The 19,925-nt window shown below is 72.0% G+C and carries 20 protein-coding genes and 1 riboswitch; of the genes, 19 read left to right on the top strand and 1 reads right to left on the bottom strand.

Annotation, left to right across the window (positions count from 1 at the left end):
• Positions 1 to 99 precede the first annotated feature (99 nt).
• The 9 genes from lepB (AB0D94_RS05620) (at position 100) to AB0D94_RS05580 (ending at position 7,949) form a co-directional block, all read left to right on the top strand.
• On the top strand, positions 100 to 1,005 hold the full coding sequence (gene lepB / locus AB0D94_RS05620) for a signal peptidase I (protein WP_362045960.1): 906 nt from the start codon (positions 100 to 102) through the stop codon (positions 1,003 to 1,005).
• A gap of 44 nt (positions 1,006 to 1,049) precedes the next feature.
• Positions 1,050 to 1,832 (top strand): signal peptidase I, encoded by a 783-nt coding sequence (gene lepB / locus AB0D94_RS05615; protein WP_362045957.1) that lies wholly within the window; start codon positions 1,050 to 1,052, stop codon positions 1,830 to 1,832.
• 67 nt (positions 1,833 to 1,899) lie between these two features.
• The gene (locus AB0D94_RS05610) at positions 1,900 to 2,367 is read left to right on the top strand and encodes an NUDIX hydrolase (protein WP_362046451.1); all 468 of its coding nucleotides are present in this window, start codon (positions 1,900 to 1,902) and stop codon (positions 2,365 to 2,367) included.
• A 55-nt stretch (positions 2,368 to 2,422) separates the two neighbouring features.
• Complete coding sequence (locus tag AB0D94_RS05605; RefSeq protein WP_005311352.1) at positions 2,423 to 2,731, top strand: DUF2469 domain-containing protein; 309 nt, start codon at positions 2,423 to 2,425, stop codon at positions 2,729 to 2,731.
• Positions 2,732 to 2,839: 108 nt separating this feature from the next.
• The gene (locus AB0D94_RS05600) at positions 2,840 to 3,211 is read left to right on the top strand and encodes a YraN family protein (RefSeq protein WP_362045952.1); all 372 of its coding nucleotides are present in this window, start codon (positions 2,840 to 2,842) and stop codon (positions 3,209 to 3,211) included.
• Positions 3,211 to 4,845, top strand: a complete 1,635-nt coding sequence (locus AB0D94_RS05595; protein WP_362045949.1) for a YifB family Mg chelatase-like AAA ATPase — start codon at positions 3,211 to 3,213, stop codon at positions 4,843 to 4,845. Before AB0D94_RS05600 ends, AB0D94_RS05595 begins: the two co-directional genes overlap by 1 nt.
• Positions 4,842 to 6,293 carry a DNA-processing protein DprA gene (gene dprA / locus AB0D94_RS05590; RefSeq protein ID WP_362045946.1) on the top strand — a complete coding sequence of 484 codons (1,452 nt, stop codon included), beginning with the start codon at positions 4,842 to 4,844 and terminating at the stop codon, positions 6,291 to 6,293. Before AB0D94_RS05595 ends, dprA begins: the two co-directional genes overlap by 4 nt.
• A gap of 209 nt (positions 6,294 to 6,502) precedes the next feature.
• Positions 6,503 to 7,339, top strand: a complete 837-nt coding sequence (gene whiG, locus AB0D94_RS05585) for an RNA polymerase sigma factor WhiG (RefSeq protein WP_266940850.1) — start codon at positions 6,503 to 6,505, stop codon at positions 7,337 to 7,339.
• 52 nt (positions 7,340 to 7,391) lie between these two features.
• The gene (locus AB0D94_RS05580; RefSeq protein WP_362046448.1) at positions 7,392 to 7,949 is read left to right on the top strand and encodes a TetR/AcrR family transcriptional regulator; all 558 of its coding nucleotides are present in this window, start codon (positions 7,392 to 7,394) and stop codon (positions 7,947 to 7,949) included.
• Positions 7,950 to 7,991: 42 nt separating this feature from the next.
• On the opposite strand, the gene AB0D94_RS05575 is transcribed toward AB0D94_RS05580, so the two are convergent.
• Positions 7,992 to 8,456: a M23 family metallopeptidase gene (locus AB0D94_RS05575; RefSeq protein WP_362045942.1), complete on the bottom strand. Its 465-nt coding sequence runs from the start codon at positions 8,454 to 8,456 to the stop codon at positions 7,992 to 7,994.
• A gap of 249 nt (positions 8,457 to 8,705) precedes the next feature.
• Here AB0D94_RS05575 and rpsB point away from each other — a divergent pair, with 249 nt between their 5' ends.
• From rpsB to AB0D94_RS05525, 10 genes are all read left to right on the top strand, one after another.
• Entirely contained in the window at positions 8,706 to 9,617 is a 912-nt protein-coding gene (gene rpsB, locus AB0D94_RS05570) for a 30S ribosomal protein S2 (protein WP_362045939.1), read from the top strand.
• A 135-nt stretch (positions 9,618 to 9,752) separates the two neighbouring features.
• A complete protein-coding gene (gene tsf, locus AB0D94_RS05565; protein WP_362045936.1) occupies positions 9,753 to 10,589 on the top strand; it encodes a translation elongation factor Ts in 837 nt (278 codons plus the stop codon).
• A gap of 162 nt (positions 10,590 to 10,751) precedes the next feature.
• Positions 10,752 to 11,531, top strand: a complete 780-nt coding sequence (gene pyrH / locus AB0D94_RS05560) for a UMP kinase (protein WP_354380102.1) — start codon at positions 10,752 to 10,754, stop codon at positions 11,529 to 11,531.
• Between the two features lie 85 nt (positions 11,532 to 11,616).
• Positions 11,617 to 12,174, top strand: coding sequence for a ribosome recycling factor (gene frr / locus AB0D94_RS05555; protein ID WP_031144133.1), 558 nt, complete (start codon positions 11,617 to 11,619; stop codon positions 12,172 to 12,174).
• Positions 12,174 to 13,250, top strand: a complete 1,077-nt coding sequence (locus AB0D94_RS05550) for a phosphatidate cytidylyltransferase (protein WP_362045930.1) — start codon at positions 12,174 to 12,176, stop codon at positions 13,248 to 13,250. The genes frr and AB0D94_RS05550 overlap by 1 nt, the downstream gene beginning before the upstream one ends.
• 125 nt (positions 13,251 to 13,375) lie before the next feature.
• Positions 13,376 to 14,488: a 23S rRNA (adenine(2503)-C(2))-methyltransferase RlmN gene (gene rlmN / locus AB0D94_RS05545; RefSeq protein WP_362045927.1), complete on the top strand. Its 1,113-nt coding sequence runs from the start codon at positions 13,376 to 13,378 to the stop codon at positions 14,486 to 14,488.
• A 58-nt stretch (positions 14,489 to 14,546) separates the two neighbouring features.
• A riboswitch (TPP riboswitch) is annotated at positions 14,547 to 14,656 on the top strand.
• Between the two features lie 85 nt (positions 14,657 to 14,741).
• Positions 14,742 to 15,845 carry a thiamine ABC transporter substrate-binding protein gene (locus AB0D94_RS05540; RefSeq protein WP_362045924.1) on the top strand — a complete coding sequence of 368 codons (1,104 nt, stop codon included), beginning with the start codon at positions 14,742 to 14,744 and terminating at the stop codon, positions 15,843 to 15,845.
• Between the two features lie 95 nt (positions 15,846 to 15,940).
• Entirely contained in the window at positions 15,941 to 17,557 is a 1,617-nt protein-coding gene (locus tag AB0D94_RS05535) for an iron ABC transporter permease (protein ID WP_362046446.1), read from the top strand.
• A complete protein-coding gene (locus AB0D94_RS05530) occupies positions 17,557 to 18,582 on the top strand; it encodes an ABC transporter ATP-binding protein (RefSeq protein ID WP_362045921.1) in 1,026 nt (341 codons plus the stop codon). Before AB0D94_RS05535 ends, AB0D94_RS05530 begins: the two co-directional genes overlap by 1 nt.
• 155 nt (positions 18,583 to 18,737) lie before the next feature.
• The gene (locus AB0D94_RS05525; RefSeq protein ID WP_362045918.1) at positions 18,738 to 19,925 is read left to right on the top strand and encodes a serine hydrolase domain-containing protein; all 1,188 of its coding nucleotides are present in this window, start codon (positions 18,738 to 18,740) and stop codon (positions 19,923 to 19,925) included.

The raw sequence follows: 19,925 nt of genomic DNA, 5'->3' as shown, positions 1-19,925 counted from the left end.
CTCCCGCGCCTTAGGGAACTCCCGCTCGTTAAGGGAGGGGAGGGCCCGTGTCCGATCGGCACGGGCGGCGATCTCGATTGAGGAGTGGATGTGGGGGATGTGGCGGTAGGCGCACGATCCGGACGCGACGAGGGCGAGGAGCGGCCGGACGACGACGCCGTCGAGCGCGAGGCCGAGGAGGAGGACGGCGGTGCCAATGCGCACGCGCACCGGTCCTTCTGGAAGGAGCTTCCGCTCCTCGTCGGCATCGCCCTGCTGCTGGCCCTGCTGATCAAGACCTTCCTGGTCCAGGCGTTCTCCATCCCGTCCGATTCGATGCAGAACACCCTGCAGCGCGGGGACCGGGTGCTGGTGGACAAGCTGACCCCGTGGTTCGGCTCCGAGCCCGAGCGGGGCGAGGTCGTCGTCTTCCACGACCCGGCGGACTGGCTGTCCGGCGAGCCCACCCCGGAGCCGAACCTTGCCCAGCAGATCCTCAGCAAGATCGGCCTGATGCCGGACGCCTCCGAGAAGGACCTGATCAAGCGGACCATCGCCATCGGCGGGGACACGGTCGAGTGCAAGAAGGGGGGACCGGTCGTCGTCAACGGCAAGGAGCTCGACGAGCCGTACATCTTCCCCGGCAACACCCCCTGCGACGACATGCCCTTCGGGCCGCTCACCGTGCCCAAGGGCAAGATCTGGGTCATGGGCGACCACCGGCAGAACTCGCAGGACTCCCGCTGGCACATGCAGGACTCCACCCAGGGCTTCGTGCCGGTCGACAAGGTCGTCGGGCGGGCCGTCGTGGTCGCGTGGCCGGTGACCCGCTGGTCCACCCTCCCGATCCCGGACACCTTCGACCAGCCGGGCATCGGCAACCAGGCCGCGGCGACCGCGCTCGGCCTGGGGGCCGCCGGACTGGCCTCGGCCGGTGTCGGCCCGGCGGCGCTGGGGCTCGCCGGCGCGGTGCCGGTCGTATTGTGGCGCCGACGGAGGCTGACCAGCGGCCGTACCGCCGGGTAGGGTGCCGCCCAGGTCGACGATCTCCGAAGTGTGGGGGCGCTGGAATGGGCGGGACACAAGCAATACGCAGTGGCAGGGACGGCCACGGCGGTCTCGGCAACGTGCTGTCGGGAATCGCCGTGGCCATCGGTTTCGCGCTCTTCCTCGGCGGCTTCGTGTGGGCGGCGGTCCTGTACCAGCCCTACACGGTGCCGACCGACTCGATGATGCCCACCGTGCGCCCCGGCGACCGGGTACTGGCGCAGCGCATCGACGGCGACGAGGTGCGCCGCGGGGACGTGGTCGTCTTTACTGATTCCATGTGGAGCGATTCGCCCATGGTCAAGCGGGTCGTCGGCATCGGCGGCGACACCGTGAAGAGCAGCGGCGCGGGCGGCGCGCTGACGGTGAACGGCGTACCGCTGGACGAGCCGTACACCGAAGCCGAGCAACCGAGCTCGGGCCTTCCCACCCCGGCCGGGGAGCCCCCGGCGCCCGGGACCCCCTTCGAGGTGACGGTGCCCGAGGGCAACCTCTTCCTGCTGGGTGACCGGCGGAGCGGCTCGCTGGACTCCCGCGCGCACCTCGAGGAGGCCGGGCAGGGGACCGTCGCCCGGTCGGCGGTCAGCGCCCGCGTCGACGCCCTGGCGTGGCCGTCCATGCGGATGCTGGAGCGGCCGGGGACCTACGCCGCCCTGCCCGGCGGAACCTCGCAGCCGGGGCCGCTGCGCCTCCAGGTGGTGATGGTGGTGGCCGGAGCCGCCCTCGTGGTGCTGGGGGCCGCGTACGGGCCGTTCGTACGGGTCCTCGGGCGCGGGAGGCGGCGGGAGCGGGCCGGTGCCCGCTGACGCGGCCGCCGACGCGGCCGCCGACGCGGCGGCGCCCGGGCCGGAGGGCCCGCCGACGGCGCGGAAGGTGTCCCGGGTGATCCTGCTGGATCCCGCGGACCGCATCCTGCTGCTGCACGGCTTCGAGCCGGCGGACCCGGCGGACGACTGGTGGTTCACCCCCGGCGGCGGCCTGGAGGGCGGCGAGAGCCGGGAGCAGGCCGCACTGCGGGAACTCGCCGAGGAGACGGGGATCACAGACGTCGAACTGGGGCCCGTGCTGTGGCGCCGGCACTGCTCGTTCCCCTTCGACGGGCGGCGCTGGGAACAGGACGAGTGGTACTTCCTCGCCCGTACCGACCAGACGGCGACCGAGATGAGCGGCCTCACCGAGCTGGAGCGGCGCAGCGTCACCGGAGCCAGGTGGTGGACCTCCGAGGAACTTCTCGCGGCCCATGAGACGGTGTACCCGACCAGACTCGCCGAGCTGCTGCGGACGCTGCTCGACGACGGCCCTCCGGGTACGCCGGTGGTCCTGGCCCCGGAAATCGTTTAGGGGCGCAGGCGCCTGGCGCACAATAGGGGGACGCACGGCTGAAGGGGAACATGCCATGAGTGCCGAGGACCTCGAAAAGTACGAGACCGAGATGGAGCTGAAGCTCTATCGGGAGTACCGCGACGTCGTCGGGCTGTTCAAGTACGTGATCGAGACCGAACGTCGCTTCTACCTCACCAACGACTACGAGATGCAGGTGCACTCGGTCCAGGGAGAGGTCTTCTTCGAGGTCTCGATGGCCGACGCCTGGGTCTGGGACATGTACCGGCCGGCCCGTTTCGTGAAGCAGGTCCGCGTGCTGACCTTCAAGGACGTGAACATCGAGGAGCTCAACAAGAGCGATCTCGAACTGCCCGGCAGCTGAGGTCCGACCCCGTGAGGGTGACGGGGTTGTCCACAACCGCGGGGTTGTCCACCAAGATCCACAGGGTGGGCGGGGGTGCGCGATCGTCGGTGCCGGAGGTGGTGCCGGATGAACGCGAAGGGCGTGGCACAGCAGGCATTGGGGCGGTACGGCGAGGAGCTCGCGGTCCGGCGGCTGACCGAGGCCGGGATGACCGTGATCGCCCGGAACTGGCGCTGCCGCAGCGGCGAGATCGACATCGTCGCGCGGGACGGTGACGCCCTCGTCGTGTGCGAGGTCAAGACCCGGCGGGCGGGACCGTTCGAGCACCCGATGGCCGCCGTGCGGCCGGGCAAGGCCGAGCGGCTGCGCCGACTCGCCGGGCGCTGGCTCGCCGACCACGGCGGACCACCCCGGGGCGGGGTGCGCATCGACCTCGTCGGCGTCCTGCTGCCCCGGCGCGGCGCGCCCGTGGTGGAACACGTCAGGGGGGTGGCCTGATGGGGTTCGCACGTGCCTGTTCGGTGGCCCTGTCGGGCGTCGACGGAGTGGTCGTGGAGGTCCAGGCCGACCTGGAACCGGGGGTCGCGGCCTTCACGCTGGTGGGGCTGCCCGACAAGACCCTGGTCGAGAGCCGGGACCGGGTGCGCGCCGCCGTGGTGAACTCGGGAGCGGCCTGGCCGCAGAAGAAACTCACGGTCGGCCTCAGCCCGGCCTCCGTACCGAAATCCGGGGCCGGCTTCGACCTGGCCGTGGCGGCGGCCGTGCTCGGCGCCGCCGAGGTGGTCGACCCGGCCGCGATCGCCGAGCTCGTGCTCGTGGGGGAGCTGGGGCTCGACGGCCGGGTGCGGCCCGTCCGGGGGATCCTGCCGGCGGTGCTCGCCGCGTCGGAGGCCGGGTACCGGCAGGTGGTGGTGCCGCAGCAGTGCGCCGCCGAGGCCATGCTCGTGCCCGACGTCTCGGTGCTCGGCATCCGCAGTCTGCGCCAGCTGATCGCGGTCCTGACGGACGGGGTGGTCCCCGAGGAGGATCCGCCCGACCCGCCCGGCCGCCCGGACCCGATACTGGCCGGCCTGCTCCTCCCGGGCGCGGGTCTGGGAGCGGGGCTGTCCGGCGCCCGGTCCGGCCAGGGGGACGCCGCGGACCGTCCCGACCTGGCCGACGTGGCCGGTCAGTACGGTGCGCGCCGGGCCCTGGAGGTGGCGGCCGCGGGCGGGCACCACCTCTTCCTGAGCGGCCCGCCGGGCGCGGGCAAGACGATGCTGGCCGAGCGTTTGCCGTGGCTGCTGCCCGAGCTCACCCGGCGGGACTCCGTGGAGGTCACCGCCGTCCACTCGGTCGCGGGAATCCTCCCGCCCGGCGAACCGCTGGTCACCCGACCGCCCTACTGCGCACCGCACCATTCGGCGACCATGCAGGCCCTGGTGGGCGGCGGCAACGGAGTCCCCAGGCCGGGGGCCGTCTCCCTGGCTCATCGGGGCATTCTCTTTCTGGACGAGGCCGCCGAGTTCCACAGCCGGGCGCTGGACGCGCTGCGGCAGCCGCTCGAATCGGGGCACGTGGTCATCGCCCGCGCCGCCGGGGTGATCCGGCTGCCGGCCCGGTTCCTGATGGTCCTCGCAGCCAACCCCTGCCCGTGCGGGCGGCACACGCTGCTTGGGGCCGGGTGCGAGTGTCCGCCCGCGGTGATCCGCCGCTATCAGGCGAGGCTGTCCGGGCCGCTGCTCGACCGGGTGGACCTGAGGGTGGTGGTGGAGCCCGTGACCCGGTCCGATCTGCTGGGGCAGGGCGGCCGGGGCGAATCCACCGCGGTGGTCGCCGACCGGGTCCGCGAGGCCAGGGAGCGGGCCGGGGCCCGGCTCGCCGACACCCCCTGGCGGCTCAACTCGGAGGTGCCCGGGCAGGAGTTGCGCACCCGCTGGCACGCAGGTCCGGGGGCCATGGCGCAGGCCGAGCGGGACCTGGAGCGCGGGCTGCTCACCGCCCGTGGGCTGGACCGGGTGCTGCGCGTGGCCTGGACCGTGGCGGACCTGCGGGGGCGGGACCGGCCCGAGGCGCTGGACGTGGCCGTGGCACTGGAACTGCGGACGGGGATCTCCCGCGGGGCGCCGGCGGTCGAGCGGGCCGGGTCATGACCGGGACCGGGCAGCCGGATCCCGGGCTGCAACCGCCGCCCGATCCCCGGCCGGACAACGGGCCGCAGCCGCCGGATCCCTCGCGTGAGCGGTCGCCCGATCCCGGGCCGGGGCCGCTGCCGGAGTCCCGGCTGGAGCCGCTGGCGGATGCCTGGCGTGAGCCGCTGCCGGAGTCCCGGCGGGAGCCGCCGCCGGAGCCCGGGCGGGAGGCGCTGCGGGAGTCGCGGCCGGAGCCGTCCGGCCGGGGCGAGGACTGGCCGGGGAGCGGCGGCCGGGAGCGGGCCGAGGACGGGGAGCTGCTGGCGCGGGTGGCGCTGACCCGGGTGCTGGAGCCCGGGGACGAGCACGGCGGGCGCTGGCTGCGGGAGTTCGGCGCCGTGGAGCTGATGCGGCTGCTGACCGGCCCCGAGGCGGAGTCGGGGATTCCGTCAGGGGTGGGCCCGGAGCGGCTCGCCGGGTACCGCAGGCGGGCGGTGCGGGCCGACCCCGTGCGGGACCTGGCCGCGGCCGCCGAGGCAGGGGTCCGGTTCATCGTGCCGGGCGCGCCGGAGTGGCCGACCCAGCTCGACGACCTCGGCGCCGCCCGCCCGGTCGGGCTGTGGCTGCGGGGCCTGCCCAACCTGCGGAACTGGGCGCTGCGTTCGGTGGCCATCGTCGGGGCCCGGGCCTGCACCCCGTACGGCGCGCACATGGCCCAGAGCCTGGCCGCCGGGCTCGCCGAGCGCGGCTGGGTCGTGGTCTCCGGGGCGGCGTACGGGATCGACGGCGCCGCCCACCGCGGGGCGCTGGCCTCGGGCGGGGCCACGGTGGCGGTGCTCGCCTGCGGGGTGGACGTCGCCTACCCCCGCGGACACGCCGGGCTCCTCGGCCGGATCGCGGGCCAGGGCCTCGTCCTGGGCGAGCTGCCGCCCGGCAGCCATCCGACGCCGAGCCGGTTCGTCCTGCGCAACCGGGTCATCGCCGCCCTCACCCGGGGCACGGTGGTGGTCGAGGCGGCCCACCGCAGCGGCTCCCTGGTCACCGCCCGGCGGGCACGGGACCTCGGGCGGTTCACCATGGGCGTCCCCGGACCCGCCACCAGTGCGCTCTCCGCCGGGGTGCACGAGCTGCTGCGCGGCGAGGCCGTCCTGGTCACCGACGCGGCCGAAGTGGCCGAGCTGGTGGGCGGCATGGGCGAGCTGGCCCCCGAGCGGCGCGGCCCGGTGCTCGCCCGGGACCTGCTCGGGCCGGACACCTCCCGCGTGCTCGAAGCGCTCCCCGCCGGGCGCCCGGCCCAACTCGACGCGGTGGCACTTGCCTCCGGCATCAGCGCCGATGAAGTCATCGGCAGACTGTACGAACTTCACTCTCTGGGGTTCGTCGAACGGCAGGGCGACGGCTGGCAGTTGAGCAGGCAGAGGCCCGACGGAGGCACGCAAACCGGAGCTGCCCGGCGAGGCGGTGGTTGACCTGGGGCGTTCCGGTGAAAGAGTGAAACCGATGAGAGACGCGGTCTTCCCGGTGGCAGTCGCCGGGACCGAGCGCCAGGCGCCGGTCCCGGGTCGCCCGCGCGAGTCGCGACGCCCCTGCGCCCCCGCGCGATCCCGTACTCTTCGCGCACCGCGACACTTCCGTCACGCTACGCTCCCAAGGAATCCCGCTCCGGCAAAGGCGAAGCATGCCCCAGCACACCTCAGGGTCTGACCGCGCTGCGGTGCCCCCCGCTGCCCGCGGCAGCGTGCGGTCCACCGCGCCCTCGTCCCTGGAGGTGCTGTGGCGCTCGTACAAGGACTCGGGTGACGAGCGGCTGCGGGAGCAGCTGATCCTGCACTACTCACCCCTGGTGAAGTACGTGGCGGGCCGGGTCAGCGTCGGCCTGCCGCCCAACGTGGAGCAGGCCGACTTCGTCTCCTCCGGGGTCTTCGGGCTGATCGACGCCATCGAGAAGTTCGACATCGACCGGTCCATCAAGTTCGAGACCTACGCGATCACCCGGATCCGCGGCGCGATGATCGACGAGCTGCGGGCGCTGGACTGGATCCCGCGCTCGGTCCGGCAGAAGGCGCGTGCCGTGGAGCGGGCCTACGCCACGCTGGAGGCCCAGCTGAGGCGTACCCCCACGGAGGGCGAGGTCGCCGGCGAGATGGGGATCGGCGTGGAGGACCTGCATGCCGTTTTCAGTCAGTTGTCGCTGGCCAACGTGGTCGCCCTCGAGGAGCTGCTGCACGTGGGCGGGGAGGGCGGCGACCGCCTCTCGCTGATGGACACCCTGGAGGACACGGCCGCCGACAACCCCGTGGAGGTGGCGGAGGACCGTGAGCTGCGGCGCCTGCTGGCGCGGGCGATCAACACGCTGCCCGAGCGGGAGAAGACCGTGGTGACCCTCTACTACTACGAGGGCCTCACGCTGGCCGAGATCGGCAACGTGCTGGGCGTCACCGAGAGCCGGGTCAGCCAGATCCACACCAAGTCGGTCCTCCAACTGCGGGCGAAGCTGGCGGATGTCGGACGGTGAGCTTGCGGTACCTCCGTAGAGTGGATGTGTGCCCAGGATTCGAGCGGCCTCCGTGGCCGAGCACCGGTCGATGCAGCGCGGCGCCCTCTTGGACGCCGCGCGTTCCCTGTTGTCCGAAGGCGGAACGGAAGCGCTGACCTTCCCCGCCCTCGCGGAGCGGACCGGGCTCGCCCGGTCCTCCGTGTACGAGTACTTCCGCTCCCGCGCGGCCGTGGTCGAAGAGCTGTGCGCGGTGGACTTCCCCGTGTGGGCCGCCGAGATCGAGGCGGCCATGGAAGACGCCCCGTCGCCCGAGGCCAAGATCGAGGCCTACGTACGCAGCCAGCTGGGGCTGGTCGGGGACCGGCGCCACCGGGCGGTGGTGGCGATCTCGGCCAGTGAGCTGGACGCGGGCGCGCGGGAGAAGATCCGCGCGGCCCACGGTGGCCTGGTGGCGATGATCGTCGAAGCGCTGGGCGCGCTGGGGCAGGCGGAGCCGAAGCTGGCCGCGATGCTGTTGCAGGGGGTCGTGGACGCCGCCGTCCGGCGGATCGAGCTCGGCGCGGCCGAGGACCCCGAGGTCGTCACCGAGACCGCCGTCGCCATGGCCCTGCGGGGAGTCCGGGGCTGAGGTCCCCGGACCCCGGAGACCTCGGCCCCGGGATCCCGCGCCTCAATCGCCGGCGGCGCCGGCCATCGGCAGCAGGCGGGGTGTCGGGCGGGGGAGAAGGGTGAGGGGGTTGAGGTACGCCTCGCCCGCGAGCAGACCCCAGTGCAGGCACGGCTCCGGACAGTGGGAGCCCTCCGTGAGGACCGCCACGACCTGGCCCGCCGTGACCTGCTCACCCTCCGCGACCAGGGGGCGGACCGGCTCGTAGGTCGTGCGCAGCCCGTTCGGGTGGGCCAGCGACAGGACCCCGCGCCCGGCGACCGGGCCCGCGTGGTGCACCCGGCCGCCCGCGACGGCGCGGATCTCGGTGCCCACGGGCGCGGACAGGTCCACCCCGCGGTGCCCGGCCGCGTACGGGGTCGGGGGCGGGTCCCACCAGCGGGCCACGGCCAGGGGTGCGGGCAGCGGGCGGACCCCGGGCAGGGCCGCCTGGGCCAGGAGCAGCAGGCTGAGCAGCAGTGTCGTCATGGCCCCAGGGTGGCGCGGCCGGGGCCGGCGGCGGCCGGGCCTGTGGACGGCCCGCCGGGTGTGGACAAGCGCGTCACCCGGCATACCACCGGGTCCCGTACACTTCTTGTGGCGATCCGGGTCACCGGGTCGACTTCGCACGCCCCAGCACCAGCCCGAAAGGGCCAGGTGAAAGCGTCTCTCGGTCCCTCATGGGGGCAGGGCGCGGCGGGGCGTCAGGAACCAAACCGAGAAACCAAGGAGATGGCCATGGCCGTCGTCACGATGCGGGAGCTGCTGGAAAGCGGCGTCCACTTCGGTCACCAGACCCGCCGTTGGAACCCGAAGATGAAGCGCTTCATCTTCACGGAGCGCAACGGCATCTACATCATCGACCTGCTGCAGTCGCTGTCGTACATCGACCGCGCCTACGAGTTCGTGAAGGAGACCGTCGCGCACGGTGGCTCCATCATGTTCGTCGGTACCAAGAAGCAGGCGCAGGAGGCCATCGCCGAGCAGGCGACGCGCGTCGGCATGCCGTACGTCAACCAGCGCTGGCTGGGTGGCATGCTCACCAACTTCTCCACCGTCTACAAGCGCCTTCAGCGTCTGAAGGAGCTTGAGGCGATCGACTTCGAGGACGTCGCCGCCTCGGGTCTCACCAAGAAGGAGCTCCTGGTCCTCTCCCGCGAGAAGGCCAAGCTGGAGAAGACCCTCGGTGGTATCCGCGAGATGTCGAAGGTCCCCAGCGCCGTCTGGATCGTCGACACCAAGAAGGAGCACATCGCCGTCGGTGAGGCGCGCAAGCTCCACATCCCGGTCGTCGCGATCCTCGACACCAACTGCGACCCCGACGAGGTCGACTACAAGATCCCGGGCAACGACGACGCGATCCGCTCCGTCACCCTGCTCACCCGCGTGATCGCCGACGCCGTCGCCGAGGGCCTCATCGCCCGCTCCGGCGCTGCGACCGGTGACTCGAAGCCGGGCGAGAAGGCCGCCGCCGAGCCGCTCGCCGAGTGGGAGCGCGACCTGCTCGAGGGCGACAAGAAGGCTGACGACGCCGAGGCCGCTCCGGCCGAGGCCGCTGCCGAGACCGTCGAGGCCCCGGCCGCCGAGGCCATCGAGACCGTCGAGGCTCCGGCCGCCGACGCTCCGGCCGCCGACGCCGAGCAGGCCTGACCCACTGAGAGCGCCCGGCGTTCACGCGCCGGGCACTCGCAGCGCGGACGATGACGGCGGGGGAGCCGCGCCACGAGCGCGGCGCCTCCGCCGTTCACCCGTAGATCTACGACTTCGAGAGAGAATCACAGACTCATGGCGAACTACACCGCCGCTGACGTCAAGAAGCTCCGCGAGCTCACCGGCGCCGGCATGATGGACTGCAAGAACGCGCTCGTGGACTCCGACGGTGACGTCGACAAGGCCATGGAAGCGCTCCGTATCAAGGGTCAGAAGGGCGTCGCCAAGCGCGAGGGCCGTTCTGCCGAGAACGGTGCCGTCGTCTCCCTCATCGCCGACGACAACACCTCCGGTGTCCTCGTCGAGCTGAAGTGCGAGACGGACTTCGTCGCCAAGGGTGACAAGTTCCTGGCCGTCGCCAACCAGCTGGCCGCCCACGTGGCCGCCACCTCCCCGGCCGACATCGAGGCGCTGCTCGCGTCCGAGATCGAGCCCGGCAAGACCGTCCAGGCGTTCGTGGACGAGGCCAACGCCAACCTCGGCGAGAAGATCGTCCTGGACCGCTTCGCGCAGTTCACCGGCGGTTACGTGGCTGCGTACATGCACCGCACGATGCCCGACCTGCCGTTCCAGATCGGTGTCCTCGTCGAGCTCGACAAGGAGAACGCCGAGGTCGCCCGCGGCGTCGCGCAGCACATCGCCGCGTTCGCCCCGCAGTGGCTCTCCAAGGAAGACGTCCCGGCCGAGAAGGTCGAGTCCGAGCGTCGCATCGCCGAAGAGGTCACCCGCGCGGAGGGCAAGCCCGAGGCCGCCCTCCCGAAGATCGTCGAGGGTCGCATCAACGGCTTCTTCAAGGACGCCACCCTGCTCGGCCAGCCGTACGCGCTGGACAACAAGAAGTCCGTCCAGAAGGTTCTGGACGAGGCCGGTGTCACCCTGAAGCGCTTCTCGCGCATCAAGGTCGGCATCTGAGTCCGTCCGTACGCGACGGACACCGGACCCCGGTAGGGTCTGAAGCAGTCGTCCGCGCTTGCGCGAGGCGACCGCAGATCTGACGAGGAGGCCATTGCCGTAGAGGGAACCGCGAGGACCCACCGGCAATGGCCTTCTTCGTATGTGCACGAGGAGATCTCCATGAATCAGGGCGTGGACCCCCACACCGCTTCCGACGACAAGAGCGACCAGGACAAGAAGGGCCGCCGCTTCATGCTGAAGCTGTCGGGCGAGGCCTTCTCCGGTGGCGGAGGGCTCGGCGTCGATCCCGACGTCGTCCACGCCATCGCGCGTGAGATCGCCGCGGTGGTCCGCGACGGCGCGGAGATCGCCGTCGTGATCGGCGGCGGCAACTTCTTCCGCGGCGCCGAACTCCAGCAGCGCGGCATGGACCGGGCCCGGTCCGACTACATGGGCATGCTCGGCACCGTGATGAACTGCCTCGCCCTCCAGGACTTCCTGGAGAAGGAGGGCATCGACTCCCGCGTGCAGACCGCCATCACCATGGGCCAGGTCGCGGAGCCGTACATCCCGCTCCGCGCCGTGCGCCACCTGGAGAAGGGCCGCGTCGTCATCTTCGGCGCCGGCATGGGCATGCCGTACTTCTCCACCGACACCACGGCCGCCCAGCGCGCCCTGGAGATCGACGCCGAAGCCCTGCTCATGGGCAAGAACGGTGTCGACGGGGTCTACGACTCCGACCCGAAGAAGAACCCGGACGCGGTGAAGTTCGACGCGCTGGAGTACGGCGAGGTGCTCTCCCGCGACCTCAAGGTCGCGGACGCCACCGCCATCACGCTGTGCCGCGACAACAAGCTGCCGATCCTCGTCTTCGAGCTGCTCGCCGAGGGCAATATCGCCCGCGCCGTCAAGGGTGAGAAGATCGGCACGCTCGTCAGCGATCAGGGAACCCGGGCCTGAGCAGTCCGCTGCCGGGCCGAGCCCTGTCCGGCTCCGCCCGTCCCGCCCGCCCGAACCATCCATTCAAGACATGCAGGAGCACGTGGTGACCGAAGAGATCCTCCTCGAGGCCGAGGAGAAGATGGAAAAGGCCGTCGTCGTCGCCAAGGAAGACTTCGCCGCGATTCGCACCGGCCGTGCGCACCCGGCGATGTTCAACAAGATCGTGGCGGACTACTACGGCGCCATCACGCCCATCAACCAGCTCGCCTCCTTCTCGGTGCCCGAGCCGCGCATGGCGATCGTGACCCCGTTCGACAAGAGCGCCCTGCGCAACATCGAGCAGGCGATCCGCGACTCCGACCTCGGTGTCAACCCGAGCAACGACGGCAGCATCATCCGGGTGACCTTCCCCGAGCTGACGCAGGACCGCCGCAAGGAGTACATCAAGGTCGCGCGCACCAAGGCCGAGGACTCCAAGGTCTCGATCCGCGCCGTCCGCCGCAAGGCCAAGGACGCCCTCGACAAGCTGGTCAAGGACAAGGAGGCCGGCGAGGACGAGGTGCGCCGCGCCGAGAAGGAGCTCGACGACACCACCGCGAAGTACGTCGCGCAGGTGGACGAGCTGCTCAAGCACAAGGAAGCCGAGCTCCTCGAAGTCTGATGAACGACTCTTCCTGGCAGCCGGAGCCGGTTCCGGCGGGTCCCGCATACGATGCGCAGGTGGGCCCGCACACTCGGCCCATGCCCATCGTGCCCGATGCCGCCGGCCGTGACTTCGACGACCGGGAAGCACGCGATCGGGGGGCCGCCGCGCACCGCGGCCCCCTCTTCCGCGCCGATACGCCGCCGCAGGAGCCCATGCCCAGCCCCCCGCCTCCGCATGCCCCGCAGCCGCAGGACGCCTCGCCCCCGCCGCCCAAGAAGCGCGCCGGGCGGGACCTGCGTGCCGCCATAGGGGTCGGCGTCGGTCTCGGCGCGGTGATCTTCGCCTCGCTGTTCATCGTCAAGGCGGTCTTCGTCGGCGTCGTCGTCGTCGCGGTCGTCGTGGGCCTGTGGGAGCTGACCTCCAGGCTCCACGAGAAGAAGGGCATCAAGGCCCCGCTGGTACCGCTCGCGGTCGGTGGCGCGGCCATGGTCATCGCCGGATACGTCCGCGGGGCCGAGGGTGCCTGGGTGGCCATGGCCCTGACCGCGCTGGCGGTCCTGGTCTGGCGGATGACCGAACCGCCCGAGGACTACCTCAAGGACGTCACGGCCGGTGTCTTCGCCGCGTTCTACGTCCCCTTCCTCGCGACCTTCGTCACGATGCTGCTCACCGCCGACGACGGCCCGCAGCGGGTGGCCACCTTCCTGGTCCTGACCGTGGTCAGCGACACCGGGGCCTACGCGGTGGGCTGGCGCTTCGGCAAGCACAAGCTCGCGCCGCGCATCAGCCCCGGCAAGACCCGCGAGGGACTGCTCGGCGCGGTGGCCTTCGCTATGGCGGCGGGCGCGCTGTGCATGGAGTTCCTCATCGACGGCGGGGCCTGGTGGCAGGGCCTCCTGCTGGGGCTCGCGGTCGCGGTCAGCGCCACGCTGGGCGACCTCGGCGAGTCGATGATCAAGCGGGACCTGGGCATCAAGGACATGGGCACGCTGCTGCCCGGCCACGGCGGCATCATGGACCGGCTGGACTCCCTGCTGCCGACCGCCCCGGTGGTCTGGTTGCTGCTGGCGGCGTTCGTGGGCACGGGCTGACCCGTCGGTCCGTCGTCCCATAGACCGGCTGACCTGCGAAAAGGCGGCGTGACACGCCGGGCGGTTACTCTTGGAAGGCGCGCTGCTTCTGCGGCGCGCCTTTCGTCTTACGAGGAGTACCTGCCATGGCCCGCCCTGTTCCGGGAGAGCTCACCTTCGTCGCCCCGCGCGGAGCCAAGAAGCCGCCCCGGCACCTCGCCGACCTCACTCCCGAGGAGCGCCGCGAGGCGGTCGCGGCGATCGGCGAGAAGCCGTTCCGTGCCAAGCAGCTCTCCCAGCACTACTTCGCCCGGTACGCGCACGACCCGGCCGAGTGGACCGACATCCCCGCCGGGTCCCGCGAGAAGCTCCAGCAGGAGCTCCTGCCGGACCTGATGAACGTCGTGCGGCACATCAGCTGCGACAACGACACCACCCGCAAGACCCTGTGGAAGCTGCACGACGGCACGCTCGTCGAGTCCGTGCTGATGCGCTACCCCGACCGGGTCACCATGTGCATCTCCTCCCAGGCCGGCTGCGGGATGAACTGCCCGTTCTGCGCCACCGGCCAGGCGGGACTCGACCGCAACCTCTCCACCGCCGAGATCGTGCACCAGATCGTCGACGGCATGCGCGCCCTGCGCGACGGCGAGGTGCCGGGCGGTCCGGCCCGGCTCTCGAACATCGTCTTCATGGGCATGGGCGAGCCGCTGGCCAACTACAAGCGGGTCGTCGGCGCCATCCGCCGCCTCACCGACCCGGAGCCCGACGGCCTGGGCCTGTCGCAGCGCGGCATCACCGTCTCCACCGTCGGCCTGGTGCCGGCCATGCTGCGCTTCGCCGACGAGGGCTTCAAGTGCCGCCTCGCCGTCTCGCTGCACGCGCCCGACGACGAGCTGCGCGACACCCTCGTACCCGTGAACACGCGGTGGAACGTCCGCGAGGTCCTCGACGCGGCCTGGGAGTACGCCGAGAAGTCGGGCCGCCGGATCTCCATCGAGTACGCGCTGATCCGCGACATCAACGACCACGCCTGGCGCGGTGACCTGCTCGGCAAGCTGCTCAAGGGCAAGCGCGTGCACGTCAACCTCATCCCGCTGAACCCGACGCCGGGCTCGAAGTGGACCGCGTCGCGGCCCGAGGACGAGAAGGCCTTCGTCGAGGCGATCGCCCGGCACGGCGTGCCCGTGACCGTACGGGACACCCGCGGCCAGGAGATCGACGGCGCGTGCGGCCAGCTCGCGGCCTCGGAGCGCTAGATTCCGGCCAGCGCCGTCCGTAATCGGCCGCGGGGTACCCTGTGGCCGAACCAATTTCATATTCCGACAGGGGAGCGCCACAGCGCTGAGAGTGCGGGACCGTCAATCCGCAGACCCTCTGAACCTCGCCCCGGTCATTCGGGGTAGGAAGTTCGGTCATCACTCAAGCTGTTGCGCCCTGCCCGGCGTCCGCTCCTTCAAGAGCGCCGGGCAGGGCCGCGTCTTCTCCTGGTCATCCCAGGAGGAATCACCAGTGAGCACCACCACCAAGAAGATCGCGGGCGCCGCGCTCGCGGCCGCGCTGGGCGTCACCGCGCTCAGCGCCTGCGGAGGCGGCGACGCCAAGGACAAGCCCGCGGGCGCGAGCGACGCCCCGAAGTCCAAGACCGTCACGCTCGTCTCCCACGACTCCTTCAACGCGACCGAAGCGGTCCTCAAGGAGTTCGAGCAGCAGAGCGGCTACACCGTCAAGGTGCTGAAGTCCGGGGACGCGGGCGCGGCGCTGAACCAGGAGATCCTCACCAAGGGCTCCCCGCGCGGCGACGTCTTCTTCGGTGTGGACAACACCCTGCTCTCGCGCGCCCTCGACAACGGCATCTTCACGCCGTACGAGGCCAAGGGCCTGGGCGAGGTGAAGCCGGAGTTCCAGCTCGACAAGGAGCACCGGGTCACCCCCATCGACTCCGGTGACATCTGCGTCAACTACGACAAGGCGTACTTCGCCGAGAAGAAGATCGCCCCGCCGCAGACGCTGGACGACCTGGTCAAGCCCGAGTACAAGAACCTGCTGGTCACCGAGAACGCCGCGACCTCCTCGCCCGGCCTCGGTTTCCTGCTCGCCTCCGTCGGCAAGTACGGCGAGGAGGGCTGGAAGGACTACTGGAGCAAGCTGAAGGCCAATGGCGTCGAGGTCGTCGACGGCTGGGAGCAGGCCTACAACGAGCGCTTCTCCGGCTCCGCGGGCGGCAAGAAGGCCAAGGGCGACCGCCCGCTGGTCGTCTCCTACGCCTCCAGCCCGCCGGTCGAGGTGCTGTACGGCGAGCCGCAGCCGGCCGAGGCCCCGACGGGCGTCTCCACCGGCACCTGCTTCCGTCAGATCGAGTTCGCGGGTCTGCTGAAGGGAGCCAAGAACGAGGAGGGCGGCAAGGCGCTCCTCGACTTCCTGATCAGCAAGAAGTTCCAGGAGGACATGCCGCTCAACATGTTCGTGAACCCGGTGACGAAGGACGCTGCCCTGCCGGAGCTGTTCACGAAGCACGGTGTGGTGATCGAGAAGCCGGAGAACGTCACGCCGGAAACCATCGCCAAGAACCGTGAGCAGTGGGTCAAGGCATGGACCTCGCTCGTCGTGAAGTAGGCGGTACCGAGGAGTCGGGCACGGCGCCGGGGGGCGCCGCGCCGGGCTCCGGTACCGGCGAGGGCCGGCGGGCGGTCGCGGTGCGGCTCGCCCTGATGGCCGTGCCCCTCGCCTTCTTCGGGCTGTTCTTCGCCTATCCCGTCGCCGCGATCGTCGGCCGCGGCCTCAAGACCGACGAGGGCTGGCAGTTCGGCCGCGTCGGCGAGGTGCTGGCCCGGCCGGACATCGCCGACGTGCTGTGGTTCACCACCTGGCAGGCGCTCGCCTCCACCGCGCTCACGCTGCTGCTCGCGCTCCCCGGCGCGTACGTCTTCGCGCGCTTCGAGTTCCCCGGCAAGCAGCTCCTGCGGGCCCTGGTCACCATCCCCTTCGTCCTGCCGACCGTGGTGGTCGGTACGGCCTTCCTCGCCCTGGTCGGCCGCGGCGGACTGCTGGACGAGCTGTGGGGCGTCCGGCTGGACACCACCGTCTGGGCGATCCTGCTCGCCCACGTCTTCTTCAACTACGCGGTCGTCGTACGGACCGTCGGCGGGCTGTGGGCGCAGCTGGACCCGCGCCAGGAGGAGGCCGCCCGGGTCCTGGGCGCCGGGCGGTTCGCCGCCTGGCGGCGGGTGACGCTGCCCGCGCTGGCCCCGGCGGTGGCCGCCGCCTCGCTGATGGTCTTCCTGTTCACCTTCAGCTCCTTCGGCGTCGTACTGATCCTGGGCGGGCCCTCGTACTCCACCCTGGAGGTGGAGGTCTACCGGCAGACCGCGCAGCTCCTGGACCTGCCGACCGCCGCCGTGCTCACGATGGTGCAGTTCGCCGCGATCGGCGGGATCCTCGCCGTGCACGCCTGGACCGTGCGCAAGCGGGAGACGGCGCTTCGGCTGGTGGACCCGGGCCGCACCACGCACCGGCCGCGCGGCTGGGCCCAGCGCGCCCTGCTCGGCGGGGTGCTGCTGACGGTGGCGCTGCTGATCGTGGCGCCGCTGGCCGTCCTGGTGGAACGGTCCTTCGACGCCCCCGGCGGGTACGGGTTCGGCTTCTACCGGGCGCTCCAGGACGTGGCCGCCGGGGGCGGAACCTTCCTGGTGCCGCCGCTGGAGGCCATCTGGAACTCGCTGCGGTACGCGCTCGCCGCCACCGGCATCGCCCTGGTCATCGGCGGGCTCGCCGCCGCGGCCCTGACCCGGCGCGGCGGCCGCTTCGTGCGCGGCTTCGACGCGCTGCTGATGCTCCCGCTCGGGGTGTCCGCCGTGACGGTGGGCTTCGGATTCCTGATCACGCTGGACGAGCCGCCGCTGGACCTGCGGACCTCGTGGATCCTGGTGCCGCTGGCGCAGGCCCTGGTGGGCGTGCCGTTCGTCGTACGGACCATGCTGCCGGTGCTGCGCGCCGTGGACGGACGGCTGCGTGAGGCGGCCGCCGTGCTCGGCGCGTCCCCGCTGCGGGCCTGGCGGGAGGTGGACCTGCCGCTGGTGCGGCGGGCCCTGCTGATCGCCGCCGGCTTCGCCTTCGCCGTCTCGCTCGGCGAGTTCGGCGCGACCGTCTTCATCGCCCGGCCGGACCAGCCGACGCTGCCCGTGGCGGTGGCGCGGCTGCTGGGGCGGGCCGGCGAGCTGAACTACGGGCAGGCGATGGCCCTGAGCACGATCCTGATGCTGGTGTGCGCGGTGTCCCTGCTGGCGCTGGAGCGGCTGCGCCCCGACAAGACCTCCGGAGAGTTCTGATGACCCTGCTTCAGCTGGAAGGGGTGTCGGTCCGCTTCGGTGCGCGCGCGGTGGTGGACCGCGTGGACCTCGCGGTGGCCGAGCACGAGACCGTGTGCGTGCTGGGCCCGAGCGGGAGCGGCAAGTCCACCCTGCTGAGGGTCGTCGCCGGGCTCCAGCAGGTGTCCGCCGGCCGGGTCCTGCTGGGCGGGGCGGACCAGGCGGGCGTGCCCGTGCACCGGCGGGGCGTGGGCCTGATGTTCCAGGACCACCAGCTGTTCCCGCACCGGGACGTCGGCGCCAACGTGTCCTTCGGGCTGCGGATGCGGGGCGCCCGCCGGTCGTCGTACGAGGCCCAGGTCGCGCAGCTGCTCGAACTGGTCGGCCTGCCCGGCGCCCAGGGCCGGGCGGTGGCCTCCCTGTCCGGCGGCGAGCAGCAGCGGGTCGCCCTGGCCCGGGCCCTGGCGCCCTCGCCCCGGCTGCTGATGCTGGACGAGCCGCTGGGCCAGCTGGACCGGGGGCTGCGCGAGCGGCTCGTGGTGGAGCTGCGCGGGCTGTTCTCCCGGCTGGGCACCACCGTGCTGGCCGTCACCCACGACCAGGGCGAGGCCTTCGCGCTGGCCGACCGGGTGGTGGTGATGCGCGACGGGCGCATCGCCCAGGCCGGGACCCCGCTGGAGGTGTGGCAGCGGCCCGCCTCGGAGTTCGTGGCGCGGTTCCTGGGCTTCGAGAACGTGGTCCCGGCGACGGTGTCGGGCGGGGCCGCGGACACCCCGTGGGGCAAGGTGCCGGTGCCCGCGGGGTCCCCGGAGGGGGAGCGGCAACTGCTGATCCGGCCCGCCGGGGTCCTGCTCGGGCAGGACGGGCTGGCCTGCGAGGTGCTGTCGCGGACCTTCCGGGGGACGCACGTCGCGCTGCTGCTGCGGCCGGTGTCGGGCCCGGAGCTGGAGGCGGAGTGCGCACTGGCCGGGGCCCCGGCCGCGGGGGACCGGGTCAGGGTCTCCTTCGCCCCCGCGGAGGTGGTCGTACTGCCGGACACTCCCTAGTGCTGTGCACGTGCCGGGCCGCGGCTCCTGGTTTTCCCTGATGCAGCGTCAGGGTCGGTTCGGGGTGGGGGTGGGGTGATCCCCGACGAACCGGGCGGATCCGGGCGGACAGACTCACAGGGACTTGATCATCGCGTTCCGAGTGGAGCCTCCCCATGCGCCGTCTTGCAGTCCTGCCCCTGACCGCCGCCTTGGCGTTCGGTCTCGCCGCTCCCGCGCACGCCGCCACCGCCGGTCCCGCCCCGGCCCTCGACCGTGCCGCCCTGCGCGAGGCGATCACCGTGCGCCCCGACGAGGGCGCCGCCAGTGTCGTGGCCGAGGTGCACAAGGACGGGCTGACCTGGCGCGGCACGTCCGGGGACGTCGTCACCGGCAAGCGGGTCAGCCCCGACGCGCACTTCCGCATCGGCAGCATCACGAAGCCCATGGAGGCGGTGATCCTGCTCCAGCTGTCCGCCGAGGGCCGCGTGGACCTGGACCGGAGCGTCCAGCACTACCTGCCCGGGCTACTGCCCGAGAGCCGGTTCGAGGAGCCGGTCACCGTACGGCAGCTGCTCAACCACACCAGCGGCCTGCCCCAGGACTTCGAGGGCGCCCCGGACACCTCGCCGGACGAGGAGATCGAGCGCCGCCTCGACTACCTCTCCTTCGACGAGATGATCGAGCTGACGCTCCGCCCCGAGGGCAGGCCGGCTCCCGGCCCGCGGTTCCGCCCGGGGACCCGGCAGGAGTACAACTCCTTCGGATACCGCGTCGCGGGCAAGCTCATCGAGGAGATCACCGGGCACCCGTTCCAGTACGAGGTGACCACCCGCATCCTGAAGCCGCTGGGGATGCGGGAGACCAGGACGGCCGTGCCGAACCGCAGCGCGCCTGTGCCCCGGCCCTACCTGCCCGGCTACCTGCCGAAGAGCAGCGGCGAGCTGGTCGACGTCAACGTGCAGGGCGGGCTGCCCGCGAGCATGACCTCCACCACCGGCGACCTGGACCGCTTCATCTCCGGTCTGTTCGACGGCCGACTGCTGCGACCGGCGCAGGCCGCGGAGCTGTTCACCGTGCCGACGGCCGCCGACGGCAAGCCGCTGCCGTACGCCAACGCCTCCAACTGCAACACCGGCCCCGGCAAGGGCACGGCCTGCTACAGCGTCGGCCTGATGTCCGTGCCGCTGCCCGACGGCTCGGTCCTGTGGGGCAAGACGGGCTCCGACCCGGGGTACCGCAGCGGCGTCTTCGCCTCGCGGGACCTGGGCCGGCGCGCGGTCTACGCGATGGGGACGTCGTCGTCCGCCGACGGCGCCCCCGCGGTGGCCCAGCGCCTGGCCCTCGCCGCCTTCGGCGGCTGA

This window comes from Streptomyces sp. NPDC048255 (assembly GCF_040652415.1).
Taxonomy (GTDB): domain Bacteria; phylum Actinomycetota; class Actinomycetes; order Streptomycetales; family Streptomycetaceae; genus Streptomyces.
The sequence above is the reverse complement of the archived record's forward strand: the minus strand, read 5'-3'. Positions and strand labels throughout refer to the sequence as shown.